Below are 12,046 nucleotides of genomic sequence, written 5' to 3'. Positions count from 1 at the left end.
GAATAATAAAAAGATTTGTAGTGCGAGGCTTTAGCCTCGCTTCTGGCAAGCAGGAAAGCGAACCTAAAGGTTCGCACTACATTTATCGAATGTCACAGGTTAATTCGTGTCCATTTGTGGCTAATTTGTCTAATTCTCTGTGAACTCTGTGCCTCTGTGGCTGAACGGTTACCTTATTTTAATACAGAAGCAATTCGAGCAAGATATTCTGAAGCCGTTTCTAATCCAAAGATAAATTTCAATGGAGCATAATTGAATATAATGTAGGATTCATAGCCCAAAATGAGTATAAAAACACCCGTAATTACACAAAGAATAACCCGCCTTAATAAGGTATATTCTCCAGAATATCTATAGATAAGATGCGAGATAAAGATAGGGAAAAGAACTAATAGAATCAGACATCGAAAGATGAATTTAAAATACCCATCCTTCAAGGTTTGATTCCATTTCAGTAATAAATAAACGGCTAATAATCCATAAAAAATTACTACAAACTCGATTGTTGTTCTTTCAAATGGAAAAATCCATAAACTATTGATATAAAATATGCAACTTGCGAGGAGTCCACAATTTTGATTAAAATGCCTTCTGGTTAAAGCAAAGATAGTCATAATGATTAAAATTCCAAAATAGAAATAAATCAACTTAAATCCTATTGGAAATATGAAATTAAAAGAGATAAAAGAAGGTGTTAATGCCATCAGGAAGGTAAAAAATATAGTTATACCCAATAAAAACCATAAAATTATATTTAAGCCGGCAGGTTTGATACCAAAAAGGCATTTTATCTTATTTAATATAATTCTGATAATTGGGAATAATTCTATAACAAAGAATAAAAGGAGTATGAGCAGGGCTATTTTCCCAATCATTACCCCACAAGCTAATATTATCCATCCAACACCATTGGCAAAGATAAATTCTTCGAGGAAAGAGGAAAATTTGATATTAGTCAGTAAGAATATCCTTCGACCTGAGGCATAACTTAATAAAGCCAATATAAATAAAAGGTATAATTCATCAAAGATATTATTTTTGCTTAAAAATAAAGCCAGATAAGAATAATGGACTTTGAAATAGAGGAATAAAACAGCGATTATCCAGGAAAAGAATAGTAAAATTAACAGGGGTGTTATTTTTTTCATTTCGTTATTCCATACGGATAGATGCCGACTTCATCTTCTCCTTTAGGACCAAGGCTAACGGAGCTGTAATTATCTTTTATTTCCAGAGTAGCATTTCGGATGGTTATAGTTACGCCTTGAAATAAGGTATGTGATACATAAATTTTGCCACCAAGTGATTCCTGTATTCTCACCTCTAAAAATTCCTTTTGGTCAGTATATCGTTGTAATTTTACGGTTAATTTATTATGTTCGCGAATAAGTTTTTGTAGTTTAGCCTCTTTTTCAATAGGAAACTTTTCTTTTTCTTGTTTTTTCTTATCTTTTAGAACGGCAATATCTCTTTTTATTGTTTCTAATCTATTAACATCTCTTTGATAAACTCTATTTAAGTTATCTAATTGTTCTCGGACTCGTGGTGTGCCACCGACTTCTATTTTTGTGTAAGTTCCAGCTGGGGCACCAATTTCTCGAGCGTGGATTTCATCACCTGCTCTAACCCTACCTCCAATAATAGAACCTCGTTGTTTACCTTCTAAAAGGATAGATTTACCGGCGTCAGCCTGACTGTGCATAATTTCTTGAGTTACCTGAATAGTGCCTTTTGCTTCTACTTTGGCATTTTCAATATATTTAGCAAAGATATGTCCGCCGGCAAATAATCGTGCCGCACCTTTACCTTTCACGCCTTCTCCAATAGCAATACTTCCGCCAGCAGAGATATAGCATTTACCAACAGTATTTTTAATCTGGACATCACCCGTTGCCTCAACTTCAAAATCATCCTCAACACTCCCATCAATGATAACTGTCCCGAGGAAATATATATTTCCCGTTTCTAAATTAATATCTCCTTTGATTTGAATGGTATCTTCAACATTCACTTTATTATCTGCGGCTAAAATTACCTGGCCATTTGTCGTTGCAATTAATTCTGTGCCACCTATTGATACCTCTGTATTTCTTCCAGCAGGCATTTTTATATCTTGTCCTGGTAGGGCAGGAATTTCGAGGCCATTGATTAGTCTACCTGGTGTGCCTTTTCCTGGGGCTTTTTTTACCACTAAAACCTGTCCAGCACGAACATTCTCAATAAGATTTAATTTTTTAAAATCCACCCGACCATACTCATCTTCTTCTAATATTACTTTAGACCTATCTGCGCGGAATTTATATTCTAATGTTGCTGGTTCGCCCGGAACAGGTAAAATAGCCTCAGCAACCAAGTCAGGCCTATTTTTCTGAGCAAATACTACTTCTGCAAGTGCCTTCTCATTAATTCCCGCAACTACACCATTTTCTCGTAAGGCACACATTGCCTCCTCAAAAGTGGCTGGAAGTCCACCTATCTGAGGTGGACTAACTATAATATATGCCTTTGAATAATCCGGGGTAATATCTACTTCAATCTTGCCGTCTAATTCTAATAGCCTTTGTCTTGGTCCAACCATTATTGGTTTAGAAGATGGAGTTTCAACTGCTTTTTTAAGTATATCTTTATTAACATTCACAAAGCCTTTGGTTGCTACATACATCAAAATTTCTTCTAAAGTAACTTCTTTTCCACTTCCTTTAGGGGAAAGTATAGATAAATATAAACCGCTATCCGTGTTGAAGAATTCAAACATCCCATCAATGTTATCTATCCTGGCACGCGAAATTTCTTCTTTTACCCTTTTTTTCCATCCTTCTTCCCACGGTCCTTTAATACCCAGTTGAAAAACCCGCATTAAAGAAATATCCTCATCCGCTATCCCTAACTGACAATCTACCTCTGAAGGAGATAAATTCAGGAGTTCAGCACCTATTTCTTTTGCCTCTGATAAAGAGGTGGCTTTAATAACTACTGATGGAGGTATTGTGGATGAATATATCTGAGATTCCAATATTTGCGTTCCTTGTTCTTTTCTTATTTCAGCAGATTTATATCTGGATTGAACAACAGAATCTCTAAGTTTGTAATATAAGACCTCTTTGACTTGTTTTTTTATCTTTATGGTTATTTTCCCAATAGTAATTTTAGTTTCCGGGTAGATAAAAGAAGATGCCGAAACCTTACCATCTTCATCAACTATAAGTGTTGTTGGGAGATTATTTTCATTACCAATTATTTTTGCTTCAATCAAAGAATTAGCCTTAATCTTTCCACCATAAAGAATTCCTTTATCTTTCAGGAGGACATTTTGAGCCGTGATTTGCCCATCAATAATCTCTTCACAGACTACATTTCCTTTAGCTTCTAAAATAGCGCCTTTGATTGCTCTGGCAATAATATCTTTACCTGCTTTTATTTGGGCTTGTGGTAGAACCTCTCCTTTAACATTCACCCTACCAGTTGCCTTTATTTCAACCCCATTATGAACATTACCACCGATTAGGACACTGCCTTGAAAATCAATATTTTCCTTTGCATCATTGGGGATTTCAAATATCCTTTCCACCTCAACTTTATTTCCTGTCCACATCACATTTCCAAATCCAGTCGCATAAACTTTTAGTCCATCTGGAGAAATAGCCGTATTATTACCTGGAATAATCTCAATATCTTCTCCCATTAAAGGAGGAACTTTTTCTCCAGTAACGGTTGTTCCTGGAATTCCATAACCGCAGGGAACTTTTACGGCTAAAATTTGACCTGGAATGACTTCTATCGTTGGACATTCTCCTTCGGCGCCAAATTGATATAAAAAGTATGCACTTTCACCATTAGTTGGTGGTATTCCTGTGGCAATAAGTATTCTCTGATTAAATTGGTCTTCTATAATTGTCCGCTGAATAATATCCGTATCTATATCTAAAATACCTTCCTCGTGTAAAGATGAAATTATTTCTTCAGGGTTAATTACTTTACCATTTTCTGGCGGGAAAAAGGTAAAATATGCCTTTGTTTCATTCTCATTAACTTCAAGAGAACCGAGCTTTCGTGAACCACTTGTTAATATCTTTTTTTTCTCGTCTAAAAATTGACCTGTCATTTTCTTCTCCATTTTCTATTAAAATGTTGAACTCAATAATACCATTTACTCCTCATTTTGTCAAGTGAATAAATTCGCTGGTTTTTCTTCTTGACATAACTACTTTATTCTGATATAATAATTTCACAAAAAGGAATTTAGATGATGAATTTAGAGTTACAAGTAAGAGAAAAAAGCAATCAAAATGTAAATAAATGTCTTCAATGTTTGAAATGCTCATCCGGTTGTCCTATCGCCTCATGGATGGACTACAAACCTAATCAGATTAACCGAATGATTCAGATGGGTGACAAAGATAGAGTGCTTTGCTCTTCTGTCATTTGGTTATGTGTTGGATGTCAAACCTGTCTTACCAGATGCCCAATGCAAATAGACATCCCCCGCGTTATGGATACCCTGCGTGAGATAGCCATAAAAGAAAAAATACCCAGCAAACAACCAAATGTAACTATGTTCCATCAACTATTTCTTAATAGCGTTAAAAGATGGGGTCGGGCACACGAGGTAGAACTGATTGGGCTGTTCAAGTTAAAGAGTGGCAATCTATTTCAGGATATGCAGGCTGGACAACAAATGTTTTTGAAGGGGAAGTTGAATATATTCCCGGAGATTATTAAAGACAAGAAGGCTGTGAAACAAATGTTTAAGAGGAGTAAATAAAATGAAATTTTCGTATTATCCCGGTTGTTCACTTCATTCTACAGGCAAGGAATATGATGAATCAACACGAGCAGTCTGCCAGGCGTTGGATATAGAACTGATAGAGATACCGGATTGGAATTGCTGTGGAGCCAGTGCGGCGCATAGCCTGAATCATAACTTATCTACAGACTTGAGTGGTCGCAATCTCCTGCTGGCTCAAAATGCAGGTCTGGATATAGTTGTTCCTTGTTCAGCCTGCTATAGCAATCTCAAACAGGCAGATAAGGAATTAAAAGAGGATGGTGAGAAAAGACAAAGGTTGGAACAAATAGTTGGTATCGCACGATATTCCACCCCCTTACCCCCGCCAGCGGGGGACATTCAAAGGTTGGAACAAAAAGATGGAGTTCCACTTTCCAGTGAACTTAAGGTCAGGCATTTGTTAGATGTGCTCTATCAGGAGGTAGGACAAATTGCTAAAATGGTAAAAAAAACTTTGTCCGGGTTAAAGGTTGCTCCTTATTACGGCTGTTTGATAACCAGACCACCACAAAAAGACGGATTTGATTCTGTAGAACAGCCACAATCTATGGATAAAATACTTGAGGCTTGCGGATGTGATGTCGTTTCCTGGTCATATAAAACAGATTGTTGTGGTGCAGGATTATCTTTATCACAAACTGAGGTGGTAGTTGAATTGGTGAAGAAACTTGTCTTTATGGCAAAACGAGCTAATGCAGAATGTATTGTTACTGCCTGTCCATTGTGTCAAACAAACCTTGAGATGCGCCAGAATGGAACAAATATGCCGGTATTTTATTTTACCGAGATATTGGGGCTGGCGTTGGGGATGAAAGAAGTAAATAGGTGGTTGAAAAGGCATTTGGTTAGTCCAATGGGGTTAGTTGGAAGATGTTAGGTATTGCTATGAAAATGGGAGATAATCTTTCGACAATCTAAAAGAGGTAAATGGGTATGAGGATAAATTATGATGCACAATCTGATGCCATCTACATCCGTTTTATAGAAGAACCAATGGAGTGTAGAACATGACGGCTTTCAGAACAAGTCGCACTAAATTTGGGTACTTATGAAAAACTTGTGGGTATAGAAATACTTGATGCCTCTAAATTACTCAAAGGCATTGAAGACAAAGGAGTTATTGTAGAAAATCTAAAAGTCGTTGCCTAACTTTAACTATAAACAATACTTATCAATTACCTCAAGTTTAAGATTATCAGGGATAAAGATAGGCGTGATTATGAATTTCCAGGATATTCAGATATTTCAATAACCTGTGTGGTAGATGGTTCTTATGGTGATAACAGGTTTGACTTTTATTATAATTCGCCGAGAATTGTTGCCACTGGACGAAATAGAGGAGGTAAGTCTAATGCCTACATTCAAGGAACGCTATGTAGTGGATGAAAAGGGAAAGCACACGGATGTGATTTTAGATATAGGAGAATATCGTAAACTCCTTGAGGGATTGGAGGAACTGGAATGTATTCGCGCCTATGACTCTGCCAAAACTTCTGGGGATGAAATTATTCCATTTGAGCAAGCAGTTGCCGAGATTGAACGAGGTCGCCAATGAATTATACCATTGCTATTCTGCGTAGTGCTCAGAAAGAATTGGCTCGATTACATGGTGGAATCTATGAGAAAGTTTGTGATACTATTCGTGCTCTTGCTCAAGACCCAAGGCCATCAGGTTGTCTCAAGTTGATTGGTCGTGAAGGATGGCGTATCCGAATAGGTGATTACCGCGTAATTTACGAGATTGATGACAGGCGACAAGTTATAACCATTCTTCATATTGGGCATCGCCGCAATGTGTACCGTTGAACATGGATAATTCGGAACGTATCCCATATTATCTAAAATCGGAGTAAAAGGAATATATTAAAAATAGGTAACTATTCAACCATTGATTATCACGGATTAGCACGGATAAATACAGAGAGCAGAAGATAGAAAGCAGAGGACAGAAGACAGAGGTCAGAGGCGGGTTGTGTCCCCCCGCTGGCGGGGGTTGGGGGTGGAAATTTCCTACACTGGCAGAGAATCAAGAAGGATAGAAAATAAAAGTCAGAAGGAGAAAAACCCTTTAGCCTTGAGCCTAATTACGGACACGGATACCGGACACGATTCACGAATTTTCAGTGTTTCATCCGTGTCCATCTGTGGCTGAATAGTTACAAAAAAGTGGAAATGCATTTGATAGATTAAGACCTGGATAGAGTAGGGGAAGTGTCCCCCGCTTTCCCAGAAGGAGTTGATATGCCCCGTATTTTTGATAATATCGACCTTGAATTCCTTCCAGCCTTAAGGCAGAGCCTGGAGCTTTCAAAATATTCAGACTTTTGTGTTGGATATTTTAATCTCAGAGGCTGGAAGACAATTGATACCTTGATTGAAACCTGGGATGGCGGAGAGGGCAAGCAATGCAGACTGCTTGTGGGCATGCAGAAGCCTCCCCATGAACAATTGAGGCAGCTTTATCGTCTTCTTCCACAGGATGATATAATCAGCAATCAAGTTATTATTCGGCTCAAGAACAAACTTGCTGATGATTTTAGAAACCAGCTTACCCTTGGTGCGCCAACTGATGAAGATGAAGCAGGGCTTCGCCGTCTTGCCTCTCAACTTAAAGCAGGAAAGGTTGTTGTCAAACTTTTTCTTAAACATCCGTTACACGCCAAGCTTTATCTTTGTTTCAGGCAGGATCCGATAAATCCTATCATCGGCTATCTCGGTTCAAGCAATCTAACCCTTGCAGGGTTATCTCATCAAGGTGAACTGAATGTGGATGTCCTTGACCACGATGCAGCCAAAAAACTTTCAAAATGGTTTAACGACCGATGGAATGACCGCTTGTGTGTGGATATAACCAATGAACTTATTAAAGTCATAGAAGAGAGTTGGGCAAGGGAAGAGACATTGGCTCCCTATTGCATTTACATCAAAATGGCTTATCATCTTGCAGAGGAAGCGAGAGCGGGGTTGTCAGAGTTTGAGATTCCCCGCGACATGCGTCCTACACTCCTTGAGTTTCAGTCTGCTGCTGTTCGCATTGCCGCACGCCATCTTGAAAAACGGGGCGGTGTTATACTTGGCGATGTGGTTGGATTGGGAAAGACACTTATGGCAACAACGCTTGCCAGAGTCTTTCAGGAACCGCCTCATCAGATTGAGACCCTTATTCTCTGCCCTAAAAATCTTGTTCCAATGTGGGAAGGCTATGTTTATCGTTATAGGCTGATTGCAAAGGTTGTGTCAATCACACAGGTGGAGAATATCCTCCCTGAACTCCGCCGCTACAGGCTGGTAATCATTGATGAAAGTCATAATCTCCGTAATCGTGAAGGCAGACGATGGGCGGTAATTAGAGACTATATTGAGAAAAATGCAAGCAAATCCATTCTTTTATCTGCAACGCCATATAATAAGGTTTATCTTGACCTTGCTAACCAATTAAGGTTATTTCTAAATGCAGATGATACAGTTGGCATCCGTCCAGAAGAATACCTCCGCCGCGATTGTAACAGCAGGGTAGATGAATTTACAAGACGGCATCAATGCCCTGTCAACAGTCTGTCTGCCTTTGAGAAGAGCGAATACTCAAACGACTGGCGGGAACTTATGCGTTTATTTATGGTTCGCAGAACTCGCAGTTTTGTAGAAAGAAATTATGCATATACTGAATGTCCATCTTGCAGCACTATTCTTACACCAACTCAGAATAATTGCCCTAAATGCGGACGAATTAAGTCTAAAGATGATAAAAGATTTCTGATTCTTGAAGGAAATGCCCGTTTTTACTTTCCAAAGAGGTCTCCCAGGACGCTTTCCTTTGACTGCAAGGATAAAGACATTAATGACCAGTTTGCCTGTCTTTACTCAGACAAGGTTGTAAATATTATCAGAGACCTTCATCTGCCTCGCTATGGACTCGGCAACTATCTAAAACCAACTCCAGACAGCCCGCCGACTCAAGAAGAAGATAAAGTGATTAGAAACCTGTCACGGGCAGGGAAAAGGCTCATCGGGTTTTGCAGGACTAATCTTTTTAAAAGACTTGAAAGCAGCGGAAGCTCCTTTCTCCTCTCTGTGCGGCGGCATATACTGCGCAATTATATTTATCTTTATGCCATTAAAAATGGACTTTTGCCTATCGGGACGCAGGACTCGGCGTTATTTGACGCCAGAAATGATGAGAGAGATAGCGAGGATTCGTTATTTGAAACAGAACAAGAGGACGCCAATAGACTAAACGAGATAACAGCAAATTCACTTGACGAGTTTGCCCAAGTTGCTGAATCTAATTATAAATTGCTTGAAACACGATATTGGTTAAGGACAAACTTATTTATAGATGACCTTGCCAGACATTTAAAAGAAGACGCAAACAGGCTCTTTGAGATTTTAAGGCTTGCAGGCGAGTGGCAGCCTGAGAAAGATAATAAACTTAAGGCACTTTCTAATCTTCTTACACAAATGCATCCTGATGAAAAAGCGCTTGTGTTCTCACAGTTTTCAGATACTGTGGAATATTTGAATGAGCAGCTTCAACGCCTTGGCATAAAAAGGATTGCCGCTGTTACAGGAGATACAGAGGATCCGTCACGCTATGTAAAAAAATTCAGTCCTGTAAGCAATGATGCAAGAAATGAAATACCCTCATCAGAAGAATTGAGGGTACTTATTACAACTGATGTTTTGAGCGAAGGGCAAAATCTTCAGGACGCCCACATTATTGTAAATTATGACTTACCGTGGGCAATAATCCGTCTTATTCAAAGGGCAGGCCGTGTGGACAGAATCGGTCAGAAGGCAGGGGAGGTTCTTTGCTATACCTTTTTGCCAGCAGAAGGCGTTGAGCGTCTTATCAGTCTGCGTTCAAGAGTTCGCCAGCGGTTGCAGGAAAATGCCGAGGTAATCGGAACTGATGAGGCATTCTTTGAAGATGAAAAATATGACAATATTATTCGCGACCTCTTTACAGAAAGAGCAAACATTCTTAATGACCCTGAAGATGAGGATGTTGACCTTGCATCGCTTGCATACCAGATATGGAAGAATGCCTGCGATGTTAATCCTGAACTCAAAAAGATAATCTCAGATTTGCCCAATGTTGTGTTTTCTACCAAACCATTATCAGACGATAAATTATCAGGCGTTATGGTATATGTCCGCACTGCTGATGGAAACGACGCCCTTACATGGCTTGATGAAGACGGCAATGTGGTAACAGAGTCTCAGCATGAAATCCTTACCGCCGCTGCCTGTGAGCCTGATACCCCTCCTTTGCAGCGGCTTGAAAATCATCACAGGCTTGTCCAGAAGGCAGTAGAAAGTATTCAAAAAGAGCATCCCTTGACAGGCGGACAGCTTGGCAAACCTTCAAGCGCCCGCCGCCGTGCCTATGAAAAACTTAAGGATTATGCTGAAAAGATAATCGGCACTTTGTTTGATGTCCAATTACTGCATTCAGCCATAGGTGCAATTTATGAGCAATCCCTCACAGAATATGCCAAAGACATCATCAATAGAGAACTCCGCACAGGCATCTCGGCTGAGAAATTTGCAGAGTTAACAATCTCTCTTTATGAAGATGGACGACTATGCGTGCCAAAGGAAGAGACAGGTGCTAACGAACCCCAGATAATCTGTTCACTTGGCATCAGGAGGGAATAACTATGCCTTTTGATATTGCCCGTGCAAGACCGCTCCTTCAAAATGCAGAATTGACAAAGTTGTTTATTGAAGAACTCGGCTGGGAGCCTTGCCGTAGCAGAATTACAATTCCTATTAATGAGTCTGATTATGCCTTAAATGCCATTGCCGAAAAGAAGGGCTTTGTTGCCTGGATTTATAAAAGCCTTGACAATACCCTGCCAGACCACAACACACGGCTAAAACTTGACCGCAAACTTTCTGAAACAAGTTTTGAGCATCTCATTACTTTCATAACCAATGATAATTCAAGGCAGTCTTGGATGTGGGTAAAAAGGGAAAAAGCACGGCCGCTTCGTGCCCGCACTTATGAATATCAAATAGGGCAAATTGGTGATTCATTGCTTCAGAAGATTCGGCACCTTTATATCTCGCTTGAGGAGGAAGAGGCAGGTATTTCCATTGCTCAAGTTTCGAGACGCGCAAGGGCAGCCTTTGATGTTGAACGAGTAACAAAGCAGTTTTATAAAAGGTTTGAAAAGGAGCATTCTGCATTCCTTGATTTCATCAAGGGAATTCCTGTTAAAGAAGACAGGGAATGGTATGCCTCAGTAATGCTTAATAGGCTTATGTTTCTATATTTCATCCAGAAAAAATGCTTTCTTGATGGAGACCCAAACTATCTCCGCAACCGCCTGAAGATTATGCAGGAAAGACACGGCAAAGATAGTTTCTATTCATTTTATCGTTATTTCCTCCTCCGTCTGTTCCATGAAGGTCTTGGCGAAATAAAACATTCCCCTGAGCTTGAGTCTTTGATTGGCAAGGTTCCATACATAAACGGCGGAATCTTTGATATGCATACTATTGAAGAACGCTATGAGGATATCCAGATTCCTGATAAAGCCTTTGGAGCCATATTTGACTATTTTGATGAATATGACTGGGTGCTTGACCCTGAGCGCACAGTCCGAAACTTAAGCAACAGAGAAGAGATTAACCCAGATGTCCTTGGCTATATCTTTGAAAAGTATATCAACCAAAAGCAGATGGGCGCATACTACACCAAAGAAGACATCACAGAATACATCAGCAAAAACACCATTATCCCCTATATCTTTGACTCAGCAAGGGCAAAGTGCAAGGTTGCCTTTGAAAACCCAAATGGACCCACAATTTGGAATCTGCTCAAAGAAAACCCTGACAGATACATATACCCTGCTGTCAGACACGGCATAACATGGAACATTTATAATAAGAAAACCCTTGCTCAACCTCTGCCTCTACCAGAAAACATTGCTCAGGGGTTGAATCTTCCCACACTCAATCAGCCTGTTAGAGAGGTCTCATCCATAAATGAGATTGAAACTATACGGCTTCGCAAGGACTGGAACAAGCCTGCGCCGCCAGAATATGCCCTTCCTACAGAGATATGGCGCGAGGTAGTTGCAAGGCGCAAGCGGTATGAAGAAATCCGAAAGAAAATTGAATCTGGAGAGGTTCGGGAAATCAATGACCTGATTACATTAAATCTTGATATAAGGCAGTTTGCGGAGGATGTTATATCAAACTGTGAAGGTCCTGACCTTTTAAGGGCATTCTGGAATGCCATAAAAGACATCT

Annotated in this window: 8 protein-coding genes; 6 read left to right on the top strand and 2 right to left on the bottom strand. The window is 39.6% G+C overall.

What is annotated here, in order from left to right; genetic code table 11:
• Positions 1-173 precede the first annotated feature (173 nt).
• Entirely contained in the window at positions 174-1,148 is a 975-nt protein-coding gene (locus AB1414_07975; GenBank protein ID MEW6607376.1) for a hypothetical protein, read from the bottom strand.
• Positions 1,145-4,102 carry a FapA family protein gene (locus AB1414_07970; GenBank protein MEW6607375.1) on the bottom strand — a complete coding sequence of 986 codons (2,958 nt, stop codon included), beginning with the start codon at positions 4,100-4,102 and terminating at the stop codon, positions 1,145-1,147. Before AB1414_07970 ends, AB1414_07975 begins: the two co-directional genes overlap by 4 nt.
• 141 nt (positions 4,103-4,243) lie before the next feature.
• Here AB1414_07970 and AB1414_07965 point away from each other — a divergent pair, with 141 nt between their 5' ends.
• The 6 genes from AB1414_07965 to AB1414_07940 form a co-directional block, all read left to right on the top strand.
• Positions 4,244-4,762, top strand: a complete 519-nt coding sequence (locus AB1414_07965; GenBank protein MEW6607374.1) for a 4Fe-4S dicluster domain-containing protein — start codon at positions 4,244-4,246, stop codon at positions 4,760-4,762.
• Between the two features lies 1 nt (position 4,763).
• Positions 4,764-5,663, top strand: a complete 900-nt coding sequence (locus tag AB1414_07960; protein MEW6607373.1) for a CoB--CoM heterodisulfide reductase iron-sulfur subunit B family protein — start codon at positions 4,764-4,766, stop codon at positions 5,661-5,663.
• Positions 5,664-6,137: 474 nt separating this feature from the next.
• On the top strand, positions 6,138-6,341 hold the full coding sequence (locus AB1414_07955; GenBank protein MEW6607372.1) for a hypothetical protein: 204 nt from the start codon (positions 6,138-6,140) through the stop codon (positions 6,339-6,341).
• On the top strand, positions 6,338-6,592 hold the full coding sequence (locus AB1414_07950) for a type II toxin-antitoxin system RelE/ParE family toxin (protein MEW6607371.1): 255 nt from the start codon (positions 6,338-6,340) through the stop codon (positions 6,590-6,592). The genes AB1414_07955 and AB1414_07950 overlap by 4 nt, the downstream gene beginning before the upstream one ends.
• A gap of 435 nt (positions 6,593-7,027) precedes the next feature.
• On the top strand, positions 7,028-10,444 hold the full coding sequence (locus AB1414_07945) for a helicase-related protein (protein ID MEW6607370.1): 3,417 nt from the start codon (positions 7,028-7,030) through the stop codon (positions 10,442-10,444).
• A 2-nt stretch (positions 10,445-10,446) separates the two neighbouring features.
• On the top strand, positions 10,447-12,046 hold a 1,600-nt coding region (locus tag AB1414_07940), incomplete at its 3' end, for an SAM-dependent methyltransferase (GenBank protein MEW6607369.1).

The sequence above is a fragment of the bacterium genome, from assembly GCA_040755795.1.
Taxonomy (GTDB): Bacteria; UBA9089; CG2-30-40-21; order CG2-30-40-21; family SBAY01; genus JBFLXS01.
Note: the sequence above shows the minus strand (reverse complement) of the source record. Positions and strands in the feature narration are given on the sequence as shown.

What these genes read in the sequence shown, in the direction of transcription:
- AB1414_07950 (MEW6607371.1), top strand. Translation starts at nt 6,338, where the DNA reads ATGAATTATACCATTGCTATTCTGCGTAGTGCTCAGAAAGAATTGGCT.
- AB1414_07945 (MEW6607370.1), top strand. Translation starts at nt 7,028, where the DNA reads ATGCCCCGTATTTTTGATAATATCGACCTTGAATTCCTTCCAGCCTTA.
- AB1414_07960 (MEW6607373.1), top strand. Translation starts at nt 4,764, where the DNA reads ATGAAATTTTCGTATTATCCCGGTTGTTCACTTCATTCTACAGGCAAG.
- AB1414_07955 (MEW6607372.1), top strand. Translation starts at nt 6,138, where the DNA reads ATGCCTACATTCAAGGAACGCTATGTAGTGGATGAAAAGGGAAAGCAC.
- AB1414_07970 (MEW6607375.1), bottom strand. Translation starts at nt 4,102, where the DNA reads ATGACAGGTCAATTTTTAGACGAGAAAAAAAAGATATTAACAAGTGGT.
- AB1414_07975 (MEW6607376.1), bottom strand. Translation starts at nt 1,148, where the DNA reads ATGAAAAAAATAACACCCCTGTTAATTTTACTATTCTTTTCCTGGATA.
- AB1414_07965 (MEW6607374.1), top strand. Translation starts at nt 4,244, where the DNA reads ATGATGAATTTAGAGTTACAAGTAAGAGAAAAAAGCAATCAAAATGTA.